The 20,536-nt window shown below is 72.5% G+C and carries 15 protein-coding genes and 2 pseudogenes; 9 read left to right on the plus strand and 8 right to left on the minus strand.

The features are described from left to right. Window positions 1–79: 79 nt before the first annotated feature. Window positions 80–289 carry a dodecin gene (locus ACFWTE_RS26250; RefSeq protein WP_378782587.1) on the minus strand — a complete coding sequence of 70 codons (210 nt, stop codon included), beginning with the start codon at window positions 287–289 and terminating at the stop codon, window positions 80–82. 541 nt (window positions 290–830) lie between these two features. Here ACFWTE_RS26250 and ACFWTE_RS26255 point away from each other — a divergent pair. Continuing rightward, entirely contained in the window at window positions 831–1,049 is a 219-nt protein-coding gene (locus ACFWTE_RS26255) for a hypothetical protein (RefSeq protein WP_378782588.1), read from the plus strand. 282 nt (window positions 1,050–1,331) lie between these two features. On the opposite strand, the gene ACFWTE_RS26260 is transcribed toward ACFWTE_RS26255, so the two are convergent. The 5 genes and pseudogenes from ACFWTE_RS26260 to moaA all read right to left on the minus strand — a co-directional run bounded on the left by ACFWTE_RS26260 (window position 1,332) and on the right by moaA (window position 5,737). After that, entirely contained in the window at window positions 1,332–1,973 is a 642-nt protein-coding gene (locus tag ACFWTE_RS26260; RefSeq protein WP_378782589.1) for a molybdenum cofactor guanylyltransferase, read from the minus strand. A gap of 50 nt (window positions 1,974–2,023) precedes the next feature. Then, window positions 2,024–3,211, minus strand: coding sequence for an RtcB family protein (locus tag ACFWTE_RS26265; RefSeq protein WP_378782590.1), 1,188 nt, complete (start codon window positions 3,209–3,211; stop codon window positions 2,024–2,026). A gap of 141 nt (window positions 3,212–3,352) precedes the next feature. Beyond that, a pseudogene (locus ACFWTE_RS26270) lies at window positions 3,353–3,457 on the minus strand (GTP 3',8-cyclase MoaA); the annotation flags it as partial. 107 nt (window positions 3,458–3,564) lie between these two features. After that, window positions 3,565–4,308, minus strand: a complete 744-nt coding sequence (locus ACFWTE_RS26275) for a potassium channel family protein (RefSeq protein ID WP_378782591.1) — start codon at window positions 4,306–4,308, stop codon at window positions 3,565–3,567. Between the two features lie 421 nt (window positions 4,309–4,729). Next, the gene (moaA, locus tag ACFWTE_RS26280) at window positions 4,730–5,737 is read right to left on the minus strand and encodes a GTP 3',8-cyclase MoaA (protein WP_378782592.1); all 1,008 of its coding nucleotides are present in this window, start codon (window positions 5,735–5,737) and stop codon (window positions 4,730–4,732) included. Between the two features lie 337 nt (window positions 5,738–6,074). Between moaA and ACFWTE_RS26285 the strand changes: the two genes are divergently transcribed. Then, window positions 6,075–6,911 (plus strand): alpha/beta hydrolase, encoded by an 837-nt coding sequence (locus ACFWTE_RS26285; protein ID WP_378782593.1) that lies wholly within the window; start codon window positions 6,075–6,077, stop codon window positions 6,909–6,911. Window positions 6,912–6,989: 78 nt separating this feature from the next. On the opposite strand, the gene ACFWTE_RS26290 is transcribed toward ACFWTE_RS26285, so the two are convergent. After that, window positions 6,990–8,450, minus strand: a complete 1,461-nt coding sequence (locus tag ACFWTE_RS26290; RefSeq protein WP_378782594.1) for a PLP-dependent aminotransferase family protein — start codon at window positions 8,448–8,450, stop codon at window positions 6,990–6,992. 374 nt (window positions 8,451–8,824) lie between these two features. On the opposite strand from ACFWTE_RS26290, the gene ACFWTE_RS26295 reads away from it, so the two are divergent. Beyond that, the gene (locus tag ACFWTE_RS26295; protein WP_378782601.1) at window positions 8,825–9,457 is read left to right on the plus strand and encodes a YitT family protein; all 633 of its coding nucleotides are present in this window, start codon (window positions 8,825–8,827) and stop codon (window positions 9,455–9,457) included. A 423-nt stretch (window positions 9,458–9,880) separates the two neighbouring features. Beyond that, entirely contained in the window at window positions 9,881–11,686 is a 1,806-nt protein-coding gene (locus tag ACFWTE_RS26300; RefSeq protein ID WP_378782595.1) for a glycoside hydrolase family 15 protein, read from the plus strand. Window positions 11,687–11,809: 123 nt separating this feature from the next. Here the strand turns inward: ACFWTE_RS26300 and ACFWTE_RS26305 are convergent, their stop codons facing one another. After that, window positions 11,810–14,083 (minus strand): protein kinase, encoded by a 2,274-nt coding sequence (locus ACFWTE_RS26305; RefSeq protein WP_378782596.1) that lies wholly within the window; start codon window positions 14,081–14,083, stop codon window positions 11,810–11,812. A gap of 174 nt (window positions 14,084–14,257) precedes the next feature. Here ACFWTE_RS26305 and ACFWTE_RS26310 point away from each other — a divergent pair, with 174 nt between their 5' ends. The 5 genes and pseudogenes from ACFWTE_RS26310 to ACFWTE_RS26330 all read left to right on the plus strand — a co-directional run bounded on the left by ACFWTE_RS26310 (window position 14,258) and on the right by ACFWTE_RS26330 (window position 20,448). Beyond that, entirely contained in the window at window positions 14,258–15,928 is a 1,671-nt protein-coding gene (locus ACFWTE_RS26310) for a protein kinase (protein WP_378782597.1), read from the plus strand. Between the two features lie 25 nt (window positions 15,929–15,953). Next, window positions 15,954–16,043, plus strand: a pseudogene (locus ACFWTE_RS26315) (hypothetical protein); the annotation flags it as partial. 205 nt (window positions 16,044–16,248) lie between these two features. Continuing rightward, window positions 16,249–16,365 carry a hypothetical protein gene (locus ACFWTE_RS26320; protein ID WP_378782598.1) on the plus strand — a complete coding sequence of 39 codons (117 nt, stop codon included), beginning with the start codon at window positions 16,249–16,251 and terminating at the stop codon, window positions 16,363–16,365. A 72-nt stretch (window positions 16,366–16,437) separates the two neighbouring features. Then, window positions 16,438–17,109, plus strand: coding sequence for a uracil-DNA glycosylase (locus ACFWTE_RS26325; RefSeq protein ID WP_378782599.1), 672 nt, complete (start codon window positions 16,438–16,440; stop codon window positions 17,107–17,109). Window positions 17,110–17,208: 99 nt separating this feature from the next. After that, entirely contained in the window at window positions 17,209–20,448 is a 3,240-nt protein-coding gene (locus ACFWTE_RS26330) for an NACHT domain-containing protein (protein WP_378782600.1), read from the plus strand. The last annotated feature ends 88 nt before the right edge of the window (window positions 20,449–20,536 follow it).

Here is a 20,536-nt window from a genome sequence, read left to right on the forward strand (position 1 = left end):
CTGCCCCCCCCCCGCGCCGGCCCCGCCCCGCCGCTCCCCCCCCCCCAAGACCGTCGGTCCGCGCGGGTTCCCCGGCGCGTCAGTCCTCCAGGCGGAACCCCACCTTGAGGCCCACCTGGTAGTGGGCGACGCCGTTCTCCTCGATGTGCCCGCGGATCTCGGTGACCTCGAACCAGTCCAGCTCGCGCAATGTGGCCGAGGCCCGGTCGATCCCGTTGCGGATGGCCTGGTCGATCCCCTGCGGAGAGGTACCGACGATCTCCGTGACGCGGTAGGTGTGGTGGGACATGTGGGACCCCCTGCGTAGTCGGTTGCGCGGTCGCGCACGGCGCGACCCCCGTTTCCCTGCCTCCCCTGAATTCCCAGGGGCCACACGGGGATACCCCTTCGCACACCCTGCCCAGGGGCGGAGTGCGATCAGGGCGCTTTACCTCCGGGAGGGGTGCGCCTTACACCCCGCTGGGACGCACGTGACCAGAGGGACTGAATCTCCCGGCCGAAAAGGGGCCTTTACCTTGGACGAAGTGTCAGATAAGTCCTGACCTGGGACTTAAGGCCCACACCTGACGGGACTCTCCCGAGACAACGTCGTAACTGACTCTTGACGTACACCGGGGGGCGTCGGTGTACATTGGGTCCTAGCGCTTCGGTCCCCCGTCGAAGCGCAGGAGCGATGTTCCGAGCCCCCGTTGGAACATCGCGTGCGACGCCGGGTGGTTTGCCCCCGTAACCACCCGGCGTCGCCTTTGTGTCCGCATATGATCGGCGTCCAGACCCGATCATGGCCCCGGCTTGACCGTGGCAGCCGATTCGCTCCCTGGGGGTCACCATTGGGTAATACCGGTTCGGCCGCCCAGACGCGGTGTTCTCGGCGCGACTGCCGCGCCGACGCGGCGTGGGCTCTGGTGTGGAACAACCCCAAGCTGCACACCCCCGACCGCCGCAAGGTGTGGCTGGCCTGCGACGAGCACCGCCAGTACCTGACCGGTTTCCTGGAGATGCGCGGGTTCCTGCGGGAGTCCGTGCCCATGTCGGAGTTCGAGGGCTGACCGGGCCGGTGAGGGACGCGCGGTGCACACCCCCTCCCCGGCCCCACTCCACGCCTGGCCGCCGGGCGGCCAGGCGCACCGGCTCGTGACCGGGCCCGCCCGCGCGGGAGAGCAGTCCCTTCCAGGGCCCGGGCCGGTCGTCGGCGCTGCGGGCACGCCTGTGCGGGCGGTACCGGTGGTCCCCCTGTATCCAGGAAACCGCTGATCGCTCCCGTGTGCCAGTCCCCGCGCGCGCCTGTGGACGGCGCCGGGACCCGGTGTCGGGGGTTCGCGAACACTACGTCAGGAGGTCGGCGGCTCCAGGAGGCTGCGGGCCCGGGCGAGGTCCTCGGGGGTGTCGCAGTCGGCGGCGGCGAGGTCGTCGGCGGGGACGAGCCTCGGCGCCAGGGGGCCGAGCAGCCCGTACAGGGACCGGCCCGTGTACTCGGCGAGGGCGTCGCGGACGGCGTCGGTGCGCCACACGCCGGTGAGCCACTGCTCGCGGCCGGAGGGGTCCACGAACACGGCGCCCGTGTCTCCCGGCGCCGGGGCCTCCGCCAGGGCGGCCAGATGGCCCGGGGCCAGGTGGGGCAGGTCGGCGGCGAGCAGGGCGAACCAGTCGGAGCGCACGTGCGGCAGCCCGGCGCGCAGGGCGGGCACCGGCCCCGCCCCCGGCGGGTCCTCGCGGACGTAGAGCGCGCGGGGGCTCTCCCTGTGCGGGCCGACCACGACCACACGGGTGTCGGCCTCCGTCCCCTCCGCGGCGGCACCGTGCGCGCGGACCGCGTCGGCCACGCGCTCCAGCAGGGTGCGTCCGGCCACGGCCAGCCCGGGTTTGTCGACTCCGCCCATGCGGCGGCCTCCACCCCCGGCGAGGATCACCGCGTCCAGGACCCGGGGGGCCTCGTCGCGGGCAGGCGTGCGCCGTGTGCTCGGGGTGTCCATGTCCCCAGGATGGACCACGGCGGTCCCCTCCTGAGCGGAGGGCCCGCGGGTCAGCCCTTGACGCAGACCACCTGGCGCAGGTGGGCGACCACCTCGACCAGGTCGGTCTGGGCGTTGATCACCGACTCCAGGTCCTTGTAGGCGGCCGGGATCTCGTCCACCACCCCGCGGTCCTTGCGGCACTCCACGCCCCGGGTCTGCTCGACCAGGTCGGCCTCGGTGAAGGTCCTGCGCGCCTTGTTGCGGCTCATCCGGCGTCCTGCGCCGTGCGAGGCCGAGTTGAACGAGGCCGGGTTCCCGAGCCCGCGCACGATGTAGGTTCCCGTCGCCATGCTGCCCGGGATGATCCCCAGATCGCCCGAACCGGCACGGATGGCGCCCTTGCGGGTCACCAGGACGTCCACCCCGTCGTAGGTCTCCTCCGCGACGTAGTTGTGGTGGCAGGAGATCCACTGCTCGAACCGGGCGCCGGGGATCTGCTCGACCAGGGTCCGGCAGGCCAGACCCATCATGACGTCGCGGTTACGGCGCGCGTAGTCCTGGGCCCAGAACAGGTCGCGGCGGTAGGCGTCCATCTCCGGTGTCCCGGTGACGAACACCGCCAGGTCCCGGTCGGGCAGGTCCTGGTTGTGCGGCAGCGCCTGGGCCTGCTCGATGTGGTGGGAGGCCAGTTCCTTGCCGATGTTGCGCGACCCGGAGTGGAGCACGAGCCAGACGGCGCCGTCGTCGTCCAGGCACACCTCCAGGAAGTGGTTCCCTCCCCCCAGGGTGCCCATCTGGCGCTGGGCGCGGGTCCGTCGGGGGCGCACGGCGGCGGCCAGGTCGTCGAACCCGTCCCAGAACCCGGACCAGTCGGTCTCGCGCACGGTGGGGACGGTGGCGGGGTCCACCGGTTCGTCGTGGGCGTGGAACCCGACCGGGACGGCCGCCTCCAGTGCGGACCGAAGCCGCCCGAGGTCGTCGGGCAGGTGCCCGGCGGTGAGGCCGGTGCGCACGGCGGTCATCCCACAGCCGATGTCGACGCCGACGGCAGCGGGGCTGACGGCGTCGCGCATGGCGATGACCGAGCCGACCGTGGCGCCCTTGCCGTAGTGCACGTCGGGCATGACGGCGAGGCCGTGGACCCAGGGCATGCGGGTCACGTTGCGGAGCTGTTCCATCGCCGCGGCCTCGACCTCGTCGGGTGCGGCCCACATACGGATGGGCACGCGTTCGCCGGGGACCTCGGTGTAGGGCATGTCGGGCCACCTCCCCTTTCCGGATCCGGCCTGTGGATCCGTTCGTCCGGGCACGTAGCCGTGCCCCCGGACATCAAGCCAGAGCGGGGACGCGGCGGCAACGGGTTTTCGGACGGGGCGCCGCACCGGGAAGGGGCCCGGTCAACCTCCGATCGCGGACATCGGACGGGACGGCTGCGGGAAGCCGGGGTCGTTGATGCCGTGTCCGAAGAGCTTGACGGCGACGGCCGTGGACCAGCGGTCGGCGGTCCCGGCCCGGATCACGGACCCAGGGTACCCACCCCCGCTCCGCACGGGGGGAGGTTCCCAGGACCCCGCGGGAGCCGCCGCCTTTCCCTTCCGCTGTGGTCGGGCTATCCGCCTGACGGGGTGTCGGCGCTCTGCGCGGTGCTCCCGGCCCCGCTCTCCTGTGGGCCGGACTCCGGCGGGGCCGGTTCGGAGGTGCCATCGCTCAGGTTCGCGTGCTTGATGAACCAGGACGCCACAGCTGCCGTGAGTACTCCGACGAGGGCGATACCGATGACCATCAGGCCCACCGCGACCAGTCTGCCCTCGGCCGTGATGGGGTAGTAGTCGCCGTAACCGACCGTCGTCACCGTCACGACGGACCACCACAGGGCGTCCCCGAACTCGGTGATGTTGGCCCCGTGCGCGTTCTGTTCCGCGTCGAGCACGGTGATGGCTCCCAGGAAGACCGTCAGCACCGATGTCGCGCCCACGTAGAGGGAGATGCGTCCGGCCAGCGCCCCGGCCATCGAACGGTTCAGCATGCGGATGAGGGCGAGCATGCGCAGTAGCCGGAGCGTGCGGAACATGGGGAGGAGAATCAGGATGACGTCGTACCACCGCCGTGCCGCGTAGAGGAGGCGGTTCTCGGCCAGCCAGATCCGGATCAGGAAGTCGATCGCGAATGCGGCCCACACCGTCCACGACAGGACCTGGAGGCGGTACTCCAGGTTCTGTCCCAGGTCCGTTTCGATGACCGGCCAGGCGTAGGCGGCCAGGAACGCGCCTCCGAGGAGCAGCATCGGGACCTCAAGGCGCCGTTCCCAACGGGTGACGCGCTCACCGTGCTCGGATTCTTCGTTGCTTGCCATGAGGGGGCTCCAATCCTCTGCGGCTGCATGGCCTGGGCGACGCCACTTCCCGGTGCGAGTGGCCGACTGGGGGTCCTTGTCCTGCGGCGATGCGTTCTGGTCAAAGGTTGTGGCAGGTCACGGGCACTATACGGAAGCCCGTGGGCCGCTCCGGCGCCGCCCCGTGCCGAGGCTCCCCCGGCCTGGCACGTCAACGGTGTGCGGCCGTGGCGCCGCTGGGAGCCGTCTTCCGGGAAGCGGGCACACGGCGCCCGGGATGGTCACCGGGCCGCCCGGTCCGGCGTGGGGCACGGGCCACACGCCGCCGTCGTCCGGGCGCACCCACGGTTCGTCCGGGCACGTGGCCGTGCCCCCGGACAGCGGACCGGAGCGGGGACGCGGCGGCGACGGGTCCGGGGTTCCGTGCCGGGGAGGGGCCTGGTCAGCCGCCGATCGCGGACATCGGACGGGACGGCTGCAGGAAGCTGGGGTCGTTGATGCCGTGCCCGGGGAGCTTGACGGCGACGGCCGCGGCCCAGCGGTCGGCGATCTCGTCGTCGGTGGCCCCTCCGCGCAGCAGGGAGCGCAGGTCGGACTCCTCGCGTGCGAACAGGCAGTTGCGGATCTGCCCGTCGGCGGTGAGCCGGACCCGGTCGCAGGCTCCGCAGAAGGGCCGGGTGACCGATCCGATGACCCCGACGGTGGCCGGCTCACCGTTGGGGAAGCGGGTCCCCCGCACGTGGAAGAGCTCCGCGGGCGCGCTGCCCCGGGTGTCGCTGTCGGCGGCCTCCAGCGAGAACTCCGCTTCGAGCCACTGGAGGATCTCCTCGGCGGTGATCATGGTGTCGCGCCGCCAGCCGTGCTGGGCGTCGAGCGGCATCTGCTCGATGAACCTCAGCTCGTAGCCGCGTTCGACGCAGTAGCGCAGCAGGGCGGCGGCCTCGGCGTCGTTGACGTCGCGCATGAGCACGGTGTTGACCTTGACCGGGGTGAGCCCGGCGCGGGCTGCGGCGTCCAGTCCGTCGAGGACGTCGTCGAGCCTGCGGCGGCGGGCGAGGGTCTCGAACACGTCCGGGTCGAGGGTGTCGAGGGAGACGTTGACCCGGTCGAGTCCGGCCTCCGCGAGGGCGGGCGCCATGCGGGCCAGGCCGATGCCGTTGGTGGTGAGGGCGGTCAGGGGGCGGGGGGCGAGGGCGGTGGTCCCGGCGATGAGACCGGGCAGGCCGCGCCGGAGGAGGGGTTCGCCCCCGGTGAAGCGGACCTCGGTGATGCCGAGCCGGGTGACCCCGATCCCGATCAGTCGGAGGAGTTCGTCGTCGGTGAGCAGTTCCTGCTTGGGCAGCCACTCCAGGCCCTCGGGGGGCATGCAGTAGGTGCATCGCAGGTTGCAGCGATCGGTGAGCGACACACGCAGATCGGTCGCCAGTCGCCCATAGGAATCGGCCAGCACGGGCCCCACCCTCTCCAGTCGGAGTCATCCGGCTTGTCGTCTGGGCTATACCCGCCCGCGGGGTTCACCAGAGATCAGCGTAGAAGATCCCTTTCATCGCTGGTCATACTGATCACACCCTATGAGGTATTTCGTTGACGAACACGAAGTTACGAGGCTCGGTAGAGGTGATCGCACAGGCACCGGCCGAGCCGCGACCCCACAGGATTCGCGCACCCGCCCCCGCCTCGTGCACACCGGCCCCGCCGCCCCATAGGGTGACCATCCCGGCGGCACCCGCCTTCGCGGACGGGAGCGATCGCCGCGGACGTCGGCGCTGACAAGGAGGCAGGACACGGTGATCACCACACGCGAGTGGGCCCTGGCGGGCGGGCCGGACGGTTCCGGGAGACTGGCGGCGAGAGCCTGGGCCCCGACCGAGGGCGAGCCGACCTGGCTGGCCGTGCTGGTCCACGGCTACGGCGAGCACCTGGGCCGGTACCAGCAGGTCGCCGCCGACCTGGTCGCGGCCGGTGCCGTGGTCTACGGGGCGGACCACCGCGGGCACGGCCGGTCCTCCGGCGAACGGGTCCTGATCGACGACTACGCGAGCGTGGTGGAGGACGTGCACCGCCTCATCACACAGGCGCGCACCGCCTACCGGACGCTGCCGCTGATCCTGATCGGCCACTCGATGGGCGGTCTGATCGCGTCGCGCTACGCGCAGGTCCACCCCGAGGCGCTCCAGGCGCTGGTGCTCTCGGGCCCCGTTCTCGGCCGCTGGACCGCCCTGGAGCAGGTCGCCGCCGCCGAGCGGATCCCCGACGCACCCATCGACCCGGCCACGCTCTCGCGTGACCCCGCCGTGGGCGAGGCGTACGTGGCCGACGAGCTGGTGTGGCACGGACCGTTCAAACGGGAGACCGTCAACGCCCTGCTGGCCGAGATCGAGTGGGGTGTCAGGTCCGGGAGTGTGGGGTCGCTGCCGCTCCTGTGGGTGCACGGGTACGAGGACCGGCTGGTCCCGGTGACCGACACCAGGGTCGGCATCGAGGCGCTCGCGGGCCAGGACTTCACCGCCCGTATCTTCCCCGGCGCCCGGCACGAGGTGTTCAACGAGACCAACCGGGACGAGGTGCTGGCCGAGGTCGTCCGCTTCGCCCAGCGGTTCGCGGTCCCGCACGCCACCCTCTGAGGAGTTTTTCCGGAGGGCTTTCGGTTCGGTGGGCGGCCGGCCCCCTCCCCCGGAGACCTCGTTCCCCGGCGCGGGCGGCTACACGTACAGCTGGCCGCGGGGCTGGAAGGGATGGGCGAGGGTCTCGGCGTAGGCTGCGGCCAGCCGCTCGACCGCGTCGGCGAGGACGTCCGGCGGCTGGGTGTAGGCCAGGCGCAGGTAGCGCTCCAGGGTGCCGTCGGCGCCGAACACCGGACCGGCCGCCGGGTGCACCCCGTGCCGGACGGCGTTGGCGGACAGCGCGCTCGCGACGGGGTGGGGCAGGGTCGTCCACAGCACCAGCCCGCCCCCGGGCACACTGGACCGCCAGTCGGGCAGGTGCTCGCGCAGCTCGTCCAGCAGGGCGTCGCGGTTGCGGCGCAGCTGGCGGCTGCGCTCGGCCCGGATGCGCAGCACGTCGGCGAGCAGGTGGGTGGCGGTCAGCTGGTCCAGGACCGCCCCGGCCAGGTCGAAGCGCTGGCGGGTGGCCATCAACCTGGCGACCATGGGCGGCGTGGTGCGCACCCACCCGACCCGCAGTCCTCCCCACAGCAGTTTGGCCACCGACCCCACCGTCAGTACCCGGCCGTCGGTGTCGTGGGCGGCCACCGGGGCGGGCAGGTCCCCGGAGTCGATGGCCAGTTCGGTGACCGACTCGTCGACGAGGAGGTGGGTCCCGGCCCGGCGCGCCTCGCGTACCAGCACCCGGCGCTCGTCGTCGTCCATCAGGGCGCCGGTGGGGTTCTGGAAGTCGGGGATGAGGTAGGCCAGCTCGGGCCTCCACTGGCGGAACGCGTCGACGAGGTAGTCCATGTCCCACCCCTGGGGGGTCACCCCCACGGTGCGCACGCGTGCGCCGGTGCGCCGGGCGGCGTCCAGGGCGTGCGGGTAGGTCGGCGACTCCAGCAGAACCTCGTCGCCGGGCTGGACCAGCAGGTCCATGATCAGGGCGATGCCCTGCTGGGCTCCGTTGGTGACGAAGATCTGCTCCGGGGTGGTGGGCAGTCCGCGCTCGACGTAGCGGCGGGCGATGGCGTGCCTGAGCTCGGGGAGGCCGTAGGGGTAGTAGCCGAGCCCGCCGACGTGCGCGGCGAGCTGCTCGGCGGCCTGTCCGGCTGCGGCGCGCAGGCCCTCCACCGCGGGCGGTGCGGCCACCCCGAGATCGATGTGCTCGGAGGCGTGCGCGAACGGCGAGGGCTCGCTGGTCGCGGCGTCGGGGAGGACCGTCCAGCTGCCCGCGCCCTGCTTGCTCTCCAGGAACCGGTTGTCGCGCAGCCACGCGTAGGCGGCGGTCACGGTGTTGCGGCTGACGCCCAGGGCGGTGGCCAGGTCGCGCTCGGCGGGCAGCCGGGTGTTGGTGGGGACGCGCCCGTCCAGGACGAGCGCGCTGACGGCGCGGGCGATGGCGAGGTAGTAGGGGCGTTCGACGGGGGCCTCGCCGATGAGGCGGGCCAGGAGGCGTCCGTTGATGTGTCTGGTGCCGCCGGTGCGTTCCGGGCGGCGGCCGCTCTGCCTCGCCATGCCGTTTCCCCGTCTTCCCCACACATCACGAATCAGGCCAGTTGGCTGGATTGGCTCTTCATTTCCGGCGCCACCTCCGCCACGATACCGAGGTGGATCCCCTCCTGGCTCCAGGTCCGGTTGAGCGCATGGGGGGTTCGCGTTGCGGGTGACCGGCGGACCGCCGCTGTGCCTCCCGCCCGAGCCGCACCGTCGTGCGGCGCTTCATCCGATGATCCCAGGAGTGTGCTCCCCTGTGGCGGCCCCGGCACCGCCGCGTGCGGGTGCGGCTCGCGCCGCGCCGGGAGCGCCTCCCCGGCCGAAGGGCAGGAACCTCCGTGACCACAGAACAGCGCCCCCTCCGCTCGACGGCCGCCGGCCTGGTCGGCCGGGTGATGCTCACCCCGGTCCTGCCGCGCCCCCGGCTGCGCCGCCTGGTCCGGCTCTACGCGGGGCTGACCCTGTACGGCCTGAGCGGTGCGCTGCTGGTCCACTCCGAACTCGGGTCCATGCCGTGGGACGTGCTGCACCAGGGGCTGGCCCGCCGCACGGGCCTGTCCATCGGTACGTGGAGCGTCCTGGTGGGTGCCCTGCTCATGCTCCTGTGGATCCCCCTGCGCCAGAAGCCCGGGCTGGGAACGCTGAGCAACGTGGTCGTGGTGGGCACGACGGTGGACCTGTTCCTGTGGCTGCTGCCCGGGACCGACTCCCTGGTGGCGCGGGTGGGGATGCTGGTGCTCGGGGTACTGGTGTGCGCGGTCGCGACGGGGTGCTACATCGGAGCCCGGCTGGGCCCGGGGCCACGGGACGGCCTCATGACCGGGCTGGCCGCGCGCGGGTGGTCGGTGCGCCTCGCCCGAACCGCGATCGAGGTGACGGTCGTGGCGACGGGGGTCCTCCTGGGCGGCACGGTGGGGGTGGGAACCGTGGTCTTCGCGGTGACGATCGGACCCCTCGCGCACCTGTTCCTGCCACTGTTGCGCATGCCGGAGGAGACGTCCGAAACCCCACCCCCACAGGGGTCTTAGCCTTTCCGTCACCGGTCGTTGATCACCACGTCATAACTTCTGCCCACCAAAATCCCCCAATTCTCCACATACCTCGCTGCACTTCCAGATGCACGTGCACTTGCGGGTAGCGGAGGCCCGGCGAAGGGGGGAAGATGGAACCGCGGTGAACGGATGGACCGTCTTCGGCACAGTTCCTCAGGACCGGCCTTTTCGGCTGCCCTCACCTGGGCACATACCCGGGTATGAAGGCGCGGAGAAGGCTCCTCGGAGGAGTCGTGTGACCCGAACGGCGCCCTGTCCCACCAGCGGGTACGGCCTGTTGGCGGGTGGGGGGGAGGACCCCCGGCGGGGTGTGCACACGACCGTGCGCGAAGCCCTCCGCGATGGTGCGGCAGACCCCCGCAAGACATCGGCGCCGACCGCAGCAACCAGGACGACGTGATGGGGGTGAGCCGCGTGCCCGGCTGGATTGAAGACTACGCAATGATCGGCGACATGCAGACCGCCGCGCTGGTCGGGCGTGACGGTTCCGTCGACTGGGCGTGTCTGCCCGACTTCGACTCCTCGGCCTGTTTCGCCGCCCTGCTGGGCGACGACCAGAACGGCAGCTGGACCCTGCGGCCCGCCGACGGCGACCCCCGCGCCACCCGTCGGCGCTACCGGGGCGACACCCTCATCCTGGAGTCGGAGTGGGACACCGACACCGGTTCGGTACGGGTCATCGACTTCATGCCGCCCCGCGGCGGCGCCCCCCACATCGTGCGCATCGTCGAGGGGCTGCGCGGTTCGGTGCGCATGGAGACCGCCATGCGCATCCGCTTCGACTACGGCCACGTCGTGCCGTGGGTCCACCGCACCGGCGCCGAGCTGGTGGCCGTCGCAGGCCCCGACGCCATCTGGTTGAGCACGCCCATCGAACTCCAGGGCCACAACTTCACCCACGACGCGACCTTCGACGTCACCGCGGGCCAGCGCGTGCCGTTCGTGATGACCTGGCACCCCTCCCAGGTGGAGGAGTCCGACCACCTGGACGCGGAGAAGGCCCTCTCCCGCACGGAGCGGTTCTGGGAGAAGTGGGTCAACCAGTGCACGTACGAGGGCCCCTACCGCGAGGCGGTCATCCGCTCCCTCATCGTGCTCAAGGCCCTCACCTACCGCCCCACCGGCGGTATCGTCGCAGCCCCCACCACGTCCCTGCCGGAGGAGATCGGCGGGGTCCGCAACTGGGACTACCGCTACTGCTGGCTGCGCGACGCCACCATCACCCTGGAGGCGATGATCCGGTCGGGGTACAAGGACGAGGCCCTGGCCTGGCGCGAGTGGCTGGTGCGGGCCGTGGCCGGCGAGCCGCAGCTCATGCAGATCATGTACGGCATCCGCGGTGAGCGCAGACTCACCGAGTGGGAGGCCGACTGGCTGCCGGGCTACGAGGCCTCCCGTCCGGTCCGGGTCGGCAACGCCGCCGTCGGCCAGTACCAGCTGGACGTGTACGGCGAGGTCATGGACGTGCTGCACCTGGCCCGCCGCCACAACATCCGCGGCGGCGACTACCTCTGGGGGCTGCAGCGCTCCCTGGTCAACTACCTGGAGTGGTGCTGGGACGAGCCCGACGAGGGCCTGTGGGAGGTGCGCGGTCCCCGCCAGCACTTCGTGCACTCCAAGGTGATGGCCTGGGTGGCGGCCGACCGGGCGGTGCGCAGCATCGAGGAGTTCGGCAAGGAGGGGCCCATCGAACGGTGGAGGGCCCTGCGCGACACCATCCACGCCGAGGTGTGCGAGTACGGCTACGACCCCCAGCGCAACACCTTCACCCAGTACTACGGCAGCAAGGAGCTGGACGCCGCCCTGCTCCTCATCCCCGAGGTGGGGTTCCTGCCCTACGACGACCCGCGCGTCGTCGGCACCATCGAGGCCGTCCGCAAGGACCTCATGGTCGACGGGTTCGTGCTGCGCTACCGCACCGACCTGGAGAACTCCGCCGACCAGCTGCCGGGCGACGAGGGCGCGTTCCTGGCGTGCAGCTTCTGGATGGCCAACGCGCTGCTGTCCATCGGCCGCCAGGACGAGGCCCGCGAACTGTTCGAGCGCTTGCTGTCGCTGCGCAACGACGTGGGTCTCCTGGCCGAGGAGTGGGACCCCCGGGCGGGCCGCCAGGTCGGCAACTTCCCGCAGGCGTTCAGCCACGTGCCCCTCGTGACCACCGCGCTCAACCTGGCCACCCGGCAGGGCGGCTGGCGCGCGGAGTAGGGCCTTCCCCCTTCCGGACCTCCCCCGTTCACGACCCCCCGAGGGCCTCGGCCCCAGCACACGGCCACGCCCCCGCGACCTGCACGGTCGCGGGGGCGTGGCCGGTCCGGTCCGCGCCGGGGTTCACTCCTTGAGGAGGGTGGGATCAGCCCACACGGGATGGACGTTGGGGTCGTCGCTCTCCACCTCGATGCGCAGGCGCAGTGCGTCCCGCACATCCACCTCGATCTCCAGGGGCTCGCCCAGGCTCAGGGTCTCGGTGACCTCGGGTTCGTCGTCCACGTGGACGACGAACGTGGTGGCCGCGCCCGCCCGCGAGTCGTCCTGCACACCGATGACGGCGGTGAAGGTCGTCCAGTTGCGGCCGAGGTCGTAGTCCGCCCAGCCGGTGCACTCGTTGTACTCGGACTCCGCGCAGGAACCCGGGGCCAGCGCCCGCGTGTACACCTGGCCGTCGACCTGGGCCCGACCCGTCTCCGGTTCCCAGCCGCCGTCCTCCGCCAGGTCGACGGGGGCCATCTGTGTGAGCAGGGTGGAGTCACCCGCGGAGGGCGTCCCGGACCCGTCCTCGGCACTCGGGTCGGCGGCGCCCAGCACGGGCTCGCTCGGCTCCCCGGTCGGCTCGGGGGCGCCGCTCTCCCCCTGGCCCTGCGTCGGCTCCGGTTCCCCGGCGCCCTCCGGTTCCCCGGTGGCGACGGTCGCGGAGGACATCCGGTCCATGACGAAGTAGGTGCCCGCGGAGCCCGCGACCATGGCGAGGACGATGACGACGCCCAGCCCGATCAGCAGGGGCTTGCGCGACTTCCTGCGGGGCGGCGCCTCGGCCTGCGCGGGCGTGTGTGCCGCCGGGGCGAAGGCCCCCGTGGCATCGGGGTGAGGGGGGCCGCTCCAGCCGGGCGGGGGCCCGGTCGGCGCCTGGTGGTGCGGGTGGACCGGGCCCGGGTAGGCGGCGGACCGCGCCTGGGTGCCTGCCGCCGGGGGGCGCTGCTGCGGCATGCCCTGCGCGGGCGCTCCGGGAGGAGGACCCTGGGGAGCCTGTCCGGGTCTGGGCCCGGGTTGCCCGGGCGCCCCGCCCCGGCCGCCACCGCGAAGGTTGCTGGTGCGCGGTGCCGCCTGGGACCGCTGGGGTCCGGGGGCGGCCTGGGGTGCGCCGCGCAGCCCGCCGACCGGACGCGGGGGCATGTCGTCGGTGTCCGGCATCGGCGGGGCGGAGGACGCTGGCGGGCCCCCAGGGCCGGGCCGCCCCCGCGGCGGGGTCGGGCCCGCGGCCGGAGCGCTCACCGGAGGCGGCCCGAAGACGCGGGCGCCCTGCGGCGGCGCGGACTCCGCGACGGCGGTGCCCTCGGCCCGCGGAGGCGTCCCGTGGCCCTGCGGAGCATCTGGCACGGTGCTCCCGGATCCGGGCGCGGCGGGTTCGGGCGCGGGCTCCCCCGCCCCGGCGCCTCCGGGGCCCTCGGACACGGCCGCCGCCGACACGGCGTCGCCCGGGTCGGAGACCGGCCCCGTCCACGGCGCCGACGTGGCCAGCGACCGCAGGGCCCGGGTCCAGTCCGCGGACGCGGGGCGGTCGGCGGGCTCGGCCGAGAACATGGACATGACCAGCTCGCGCTCCCGCTCGCCCGCGTCGGCGACCAGCGGGAGCGCACCGAAGCGCTCGCGCAGCTGTTCGGGGGCGGGCGGTGGGTCCTCGCCGGTCAGGGTGAAGTAGGCGATCGCGCCGAACGCGTAGCGGTCCGTGGCCGCCGAGTACTCGCCGGTGAAGATCTCCGGTGCCGCGTACCCGGGTGTGAACCAGGGGCGGGCCGTCATGTGGCGGGCCGCGATCCGGCTCAGCCCGAAGTCGACCAGCGTCGCCTGTCCCTCGTCGCTGATCATGACGTTGCCGGGTGACAGGTCCCCGTGCACCACCACCCGTTTGGAGGGGGTGGCGCGACCCGAGTGCAGCACGTCGAGCACCAGCGCGACCTGCTCCAGGTAGCGCAGCGCCTCGCGCTGGCCTCGCGGCCCCTCGACGGCGTGCTCGGCCCGCCAGTCGCGCAGGTCCACGCCCTGGACGTAGTTCATGACCAGGTACAGCGCGCGGTCGGTGTACTCCCCCGAGCCGTCGGCCGGATGTTCGGGGGCGCCCTCGAAGTGCTCGCGGACGCCGACCACCCCGAGCCGGTTGATGAAGCGCAGCAGCTCCGCCTGCTCCCCCCACTTGGCGCTGAGCTCGGCGAACTGCTCCTCGTTGGCGGTGACGTCGGAGTTGAGGACCTTGACCACGACGGGCTCGGTCTGCCCCGCCAGGGTCACCTCGGCGAGGTAGAGCGTGGCTTCGCCGCCGCGCCCCACCGACCGGACCAGACGGTACTTGTCCGGCTGGGAGTCCGGACCGACGTAGAGATGAAGGCTCACTCTCTGACACTCATTCCACACGGGGGGCAGGGGCACCTGGGGTGCAGGGGATTCCGCCCTCGGGCGGGAGACCACAGTAACGCGGGCGGCTGTACTCTTACGCCCTGTACGACCGGAAGGCCGTAAGTGGCCGCCGGTCGTCGCGCACGCGAACGCGAACGGTGGGGGGCCGCGGTGACCGGAGAACGGGTCCTGGGCGGCCGCTACCGCCTCCTCTCCCCTCTGGGCAGGGGCGGAATGGGCGAGGTGTGGCGGGCGGTCGACGAACTGCTGGACCGGCACGTGGCCGTCAAGCTGATCCGGGCCGGCCGTGCCGGTTCCGAGGAGGTCGGTGCCCGGTTCCGCCGCGAGGCGCGGATCACCGCCCGCCTCGCGGGCCACCCCAACGTGGTGATCCTGCACGACTTCGGCCAGGACGACGCACCGGGCGCCGCCGGCTCGGTGTACGCGGTGATGGAACTGGTGCCGGGGCGCCCGCTGACGGCGGTGCTGCGCGAGAGCGGCCCGATGCCGGTGCCGCGCGCCGCCGGCCTGGTCTCGCAGGCCGCGTCGGGGCTGGGAGCGGCGCATGCGGCCGGGGTCGTGCACCGGGACGTCAAGCCGGGCAACCTGATGGTGGTCGAGGAGGGTGCGGGGGACGGCACCCTGAAGGTGTTGGACTTCGGCATCGCCGCGATCACGGCCGCCACCCAGAGCCGCCGCATCACCCAGACCGGTCAGGTGATCGGCACCCCCCTGTACATGCCGCCCGAGCAGATCCGCGGTGAGCAGGTCGGGCGCTCCGGCGACCTCTACTCCCTGGGCGCGATCCTGTTCGAGCTCCTGACGGGGCGGCCCCCACTGCGCTCCGACAATCCGCTGGCGGTCCTGCGCATGCACCTGGTGGACATCCCTCCGACCGCGGCGGAGCTGCGCCCGGAGGTTCCGGCACCGCTGTCCGAGCTGGTGGCGTCGATGCTGGCCAAGCGCCCCGAGGACCGACCCGCGAGCGCCGAGGAGGTGCGGGACCGGCTCGACCCCTTCCTGCCCTCCCGAGCGGAACGGCCGTCCCGTCCGCGGTCTTTGCCGGGTGCGAGCGGTCCCGTACCGGTCCCGGGCACCCGGCCGTACACGCGGGCGGGGGCCACCCGCCCGGAGAGGGTCGGCCCGGAGGACCCCGCGCGCCTCCTGGCCCTGCTGGACGAGGCGCGGTCCCTGGCCGATTCCGGACAGTTCGCCGCGGCCGCGCGGGACCTGCGCGGTCTGCTGCCCCGGCTGCGGGCGACGCTCGGCCCCGACCACCAGGACACCCTGAGAGCGCGCCGCCAGGAGGCCTACCTGACCGGGAAGAGCGGGGAGCACCGGTCGGCGGTGACCCGTCTGGACTCCCTGCTGGCCGACCTGATGCGGGTCCACGGCGCGAGGCACCCGGAGACGCTGGCCGTCCGGTACTACCTGGCCACGAACGCGGGTCGGGCGGGGGACCACGCGCTGGCGGCGCGGGTCCACGGGGAGCTGGTGCCCGACCTGGTGGCCGTGCACGGGCCGGGTTCGGAGAGGGTGCTGACCACGCGCCTGTACCTGGCGTTCGAGGTCGGCGAGGCGGGGCGGCCCGAGCAGGCCGTGGCGCTGTTGGAGGAGCTGGTTCCGGACCTGACCCGCCTGCTGGGCGAGGACGACGCGGCCACGCTGCGGGCCCGGCACTACCACGCCGCCTACCTGGGCCACGCGGGCCGCCCGGCCGAGGCGGCGCAGCGGTACCACGCACTGCTCGCCCGGTACACGCGCGTGCACGGCGCACAGAGCGACGCCACCGCGCGCATCCGCGCCCATCTGCACCAGTGGCAGGACCGCTCCCGCCGCTAGCGGTGGTGGAAGTATCGTGCATCCCATGACAGCTCCTCGAAGGGTGACCATCGACCAGGAGGCGGACGCGGGCTACCTCACGCTCTCCGACGCTCCCGTGGAAAGGACTGCCGACCACGGGTCGTTCGTCGTGGACCACTCCACCGACGGCAGACCCGTGGGGGTCGAGGTGCTGACTCTGGAACGACCACTCGACGTGAGCGGGGTCCTGGAGGCCTTGGAGGAGACCGGCACCGCGGTGGACCCTGACACCCACGAGCGGGTGTGCGCCTTCGCCGCCCGGATCGCCGACCTCGACGACCTCGACGACCGTGTACCGCATGGTGCACTCGGGCGTGCTGCCCGCGTTCCGGGTGGGGCGCTCCTACCGGGTTCCGGAACACGCTGTGCGGCACTACCTGTGTGAGGCGGGTGCAGAGCTCGCCGCGCGCAGGTGAGCCGGGTGGGCCGAAGGAGCCGATCGTGCGGAGGGGGCGTGGTTGTCGCTGCCTGCCGCTAGTGTTCTGGCCATGGCCAAGGACCTCAACGAAATCATGGACGCCGGGTGGGCCAAGGCCCTGGAGCCGGTCGCTCCGCAGATCGCCGCGATGGGCGACTTCCTCCGACAGGAGGTCACCGAGGGGCGCACGTACCTGCCCTCCGGGGGCCACGTCCTGCGAGCCTTCCAGCAGCCGTTCGACGACGTGCGCGTGCTCATCGTGGGCCAGGACCCCTACCCCACGCCCGGCAACGCGGTGGGGCTGAGCTTCTCCGTCGCCCCCGACGTGCGCCTGCCCGCGAGCCTGCGCAACATCTACAAGGAGATGCAGGAGGACGTCGGCACGGCCATGCCCTCCAACGGCGACCTCACCCCGTGGGCCGAACAGGGCGTGCTCCTGCTCAACAGGGTGCTGACGGTGGCCCCGGGCAGCGCCGGGTCGCACCGGGGCAAGGGCTGGGAGGCCGTGACCGAGCAGGCCATCCGGGCACTGGCCGAGCGCGGCAAGCCGCTCGTGGCGATCCTGTGGGGGCGCGACGCCCGCAACCTGCGCCCGATGATGCCGGGCGTGCCGTGCGTGGAGTCCGCGCACCCGAGCCCGCTGTCGGCGCGCAACGGCTTCTTCGGCTCGAAGCCGTTCAGCCGGACCAACGCGATGCTGGAGGAGCAGGGCGCCGAGCCGGTCGACTGGCAACTGCCCTAGCTCCACACCCTTCCACCCCGTCGACCTGCGGACTCGGCGCCTCCCCCGGCGCCGGGTCCGACCGCGTTCCACCCCCGAAAGCGGAAAGGCCCCCTGCCCATGGCGAAAAGGCTCACCTACGCGGACGCCCTGAAAGTCCTCGGCAAGAACGACTCGGACCTGCTGGACTTCGCGGAGCGGCTGGCCGACGGCGGGCTCGAACTGGTGGGGATACCCGACCTCTTCGGGGCCCGCTCGTTCCTGGTGGGCAAGGGGCGCCAGGCCGTCGAGGGGATCCGGGACAAGCTCAGCGGCGAGAGCCGGATGTCGCGGACCGAGAAGGTGGCGGCCGCGCACCGCGTCCTGCTGGTCGTCTCCTTCCTGGAGGCGGCCGAGGAGTCCTGGGGGCCGGCTTCGATGCCGTTCCCGCTGGAGGACCTGGAGCTGGCCTCGGAAGGACAGCTCGACCTGTTCCAGGGGGAGCTGTCCGCCGCGGAGCCCCCCGGACCGCCGACGTCCGCGCACCTGCAGGACACGGTCGGGTCCGCTCCGGGGGACACCCTCTACCTCGGCGCCTCCCAGGCCTTCGCCGCGATGGTCGCGGGAACGGCGCAGGCCGCGGAGCACGAGATCGCGTCCGTCGACCACCCCTCCCTCGCGCTGCTGTCACAGGAGCTACCCCGGCGCGCGCACGAGCGCTACCGGGAGAACTACCGCAGGCTCGCCGCGGAGATCCCCGAGTTCGGCATGTGGGCGCACCTCGAAGCGCACGAGGTCACGCGCCGGAGTCTGGACACCGGGCTCGGGGAGCTGCACCGGCAGCTCTCGGCGATCGCGTCGCGTCGCGGGGTGGACGTCCGGCGCCGGGAGCTGACCGCCTCCTACCGTTCGGTGCTGCGCCAGCCCGTGCTGCGCTCGGAGGAGACCGCGCGAGGGCTGGTCCTGCCACCCCTGGAGGACGCCTACATTCCGCCTCGGGGCAGGATCGCGCGGATCCTCGGTGGCGGTTCGCCGTCGATGGAGGAATGGTGGCAGCACCAGACCCTGTTCGACGACCTCCAGGGGTTCATGGCCGCGCACCTGGTCCACGTGAACAGCATCAGTGCCCCCACCGTCGTCCTGGGCCACCCGGGCGCGGGCAAGTCCAAGTTCACCGAGATGCTCGCGGCCCGGCTCCCGGAGTCGGACTTCCTGCCGATCCGGGTGGAGCTGCGGTCGGTCCAGCCCAACTCCCCCATCCACCTCCAGATCGAGGAGGGCCTGGCCGCCACCCTCCACACCCGGGTGTCCTGGCGCGAACTCGCGGAGTCGGCGGACGGCGCGCTCCCGGTGATCATCCTGGACGGCTTCGACGAACTCCTCCAGGCGACCGGGGTGGACCGCTCCGACTACCTGGAGCGGGTGCAGGAGTTCCAGCACCAGCAGGACGCGCTGGGCCAGCCGGTGGTGGTCATCGTGACCAGTCGGACGGTGGTGGCGGACCGGGCCCGGTTCCCCGACGACACCGTCGTGATCCGGTTGGAGCCCTTCGACGAGCCCCGGATCGGGCAGATGCTGGAGGTCTGGAACAGGGCCAACGAGCGTTCCCTGACCGCGTCGGGGCTCGCCCCCCTGACGATCGCGGCGCTGGAGAGGTACCGCGAGCTTGCCGAGCAGCCCCTCCTGCTGCTGATGCTGCTCATGTACGACGCCGGGGACAACGCCCTGCGCCGGGCGGACGACGCGCTGCGGCACGGGGAGCTGTACGAGCGGCTGCTGACCATGTTCGCCCGGCGCGAGGTGGAGAAGCACAGGTCGGGGCTGAGCAGGAGCGACTTCGACACGGCGGTCGAGGACGAGTTGCGCCGCCTGGAGGTCGCCGCCCTGGCGATGTTCACCCGGCGCAAGCAGACTGTCGCCGCCGACGAACTGGAGCAGGACCTGGAGGTCCTCATGCCCGACGCGGCGGTGCGGCCCGAGGACGCCGGTCTGCACGGGCACATCGCCCCGGCCCATCAGGTGCTCGGGCGCTTCTTCTTCGTCCACGAGTCCCAGGCCCGCGTGGGCGGCGGCGCCGCGAGCGTGTTCGAGTTCCTGCACGCCACCTTCGGTGAGTACCTGGTGGCCAGGGCGGTGGTCGCCGCCCTGGCCGACCTGGACGACGCCCGGTCCCGTTCGTCGCGCCGTCGGGGCCGGAGCGTCCGCCCGGACGACGGTGAGCTGTTCGCCCTGTCGTCGTTCGCCAGCTACGCGGGCCGCGACAAGGTGGTGGACTTCCTCTCCGAGCTGTTGGAGCACCGGTTCTCGGAGGAGCCGGAGGCCCGCGAGGACTACGCGGCGCTGCTCGTCGAGCTGTTCCAGGAGGCGCCGTTCCCGGCCTCGAACCGGTCCTACACCGAGTACGAGCCCGCCCGGCTGCCGTTCACCCGCCGCGAGGCGAACTACACCAGCAACCTGATGATCCTGCTGGTACTGGTCCGGGAGGAGCCGGTGGACGCCCGGGAGCTGTTCCCCGGGGCCGAGGAGCCCGACCAGGCCCTCCAGGGCACGAGCGCGCTGTGGCGGACCCTTCCCGGATCGGAGTGGTTCAGCATCATGTCCACGATCCGGGTCCGCCACCTGGACGGCTGGGCGGAGGGCGGCCAGGTCACCGTTCTGGGGAGGGAGGACGGCTCGCCCGTCGACGTCGGCGAGTGCATCGGGTTCGAGCTGACCAGGCAGGGACGGTCGACCCCCGTCCTCGCGGAACCCTACGGCGTCACCGTGCCCTACGACTCGGTCACGTCCCGTCTGCTCCGGTCGATGGCGATGCGCGTCAACGGCACGGCGGCGCGCTTCACGATCGGGCTCGTGCCGTTCCTGCGCCACGTCTCCGAGGATCTGGGCACCTGGTACCAGGACCCGAAGGGCGACCGGGTGTGGTCCGAGCTGCACGAGGTCCAGAGGCTGCGGATGGAGCCCGCGCAGCTCCACCCCCACCAGCGCCTGGACACCTACCGGAGGCTGCTCTCGCAGACCAGCCTGGGCCGCCTCGAACTCATCACGCTGACCCAGGCGGCCGAGGACCTGGCGTCGGAGTCGGCGGCGCCCTTCCCGAACGTGATGTCCCAACACCTGGGGACCCTGGTCCGCCGCTACTTCGCGCGTCTCAGGGACGTCGTGCCGGGGCCGCGGCTCTCCGAGGCCCTCGTCATGCCGGTCCTGTCCTCCCTGCCCGACGACGTCGTCACCGCCCAGGTGGCGGAGCACGTGCGGGGTCTCCTGCGGGCGAACCGTGAGGCGGGCGCCGAGCCGCCGGGGGAGGCCACCGACTCCGTACCTGCGCTCCGGCAGGTGGAGGCCGCCACGCGCCCGTACGGCAGTGCCGGACCGGAGCTCTAGGGCGTGTTCCGTGGATGCTTTCGGTTGATTCGGCGCTTGCGCCGATCGCCGCGAGCGGCCTCCAGGCAATCTCTCGCAAGACGAGTAG

It is taken from the genome of Nocardiopsis sp. NPDC058631 (genome assembly GCF_042716955.1).
GTDB lineage: Bacteria > Actinomycetota > Actinomycetes > Streptosporangiales > Streptosporangiaceae > Nocardiopsis.

What these genes read in the sequence shown, in the direction of transcription:
- ACFWTE_RS26320 (WP_378782598.1), top strand. Translation starts at nt 16,249, where the DNA reads ATGGTGCACTCGGGCGTGCTGCCCGCGTTCCGGGTGGGGCGCTCCTAC.
- ACFWTE_RS26250 (WP_378782587.1), bottom strand. Translation starts at nt 289, where the DNA reads ATGTCCCACCACACCTACCGCGTCACGGAGATCGTCGGTACCTCTCCG.
- ACFWTE_RS26295 (WP_378782601.1), top strand. Translation starts at nt 8,825, where the DNA reads ATGCTCACCCCGGTCCTGCCGCGCCCCCGGCTGCGCCGCCTGGTCCGG.
- ACFWTE_RS26325 (WP_378782599.1), top strand. Translation starts at nt 16,438, where the DNA reads ATGGCCAAGGACCTCAACGAAATCATGGACGCCGGGTGGGCCAAGGCC.
- ACFWTE_RS26290 (WP_378782594.1), bottom strand. Translation starts at nt 8,450, where the DNA reads ATGGCGAGGCAGAGCGGCCGCCGCCCGGAACGCACCGGCGGCACCAGA.
- ACFWTE_RS26265 (WP_378782590.1), bottom strand. Translation starts at nt 3,211, where the DNA reads ATGCCCTACACCGAGGTCCCCGGCGAACGCGTGCCCATCCGTATGTGG.
- ACFWTE_RS26260 (WP_378782589.1), bottom strand. Translation starts at nt 1,973, where the DNA reads ATGGACACCCCGAGCACACGGCGCACGCCTGCCCGCGACGAGGCCCCC.
- ACFWTE_RS26300 (WP_378782595.1), top strand. Translation starts at nt 9,881, where the DNA reads ATGGGGGTGAGCCGCGTGCCCGGCTGGATTGAAGACTACGCAATGATC.
- ACFWTE_RS26330 (WP_378782600.1), top strand. Translation starts at nt 17,209, where the DNA reads ATGGCGAAAAGGCTCACCTACGCGGACGCCCTGAAAGTCCTCGGCAAG.
- ACFWTE_RS26275 (WP_378782591.1), bottom strand. Translation starts at nt 4,308, where the DNA reads ATGGCAAGCAACGAAGAATCCGAGCACGGTGAGCGCGTCACCCGTTGG.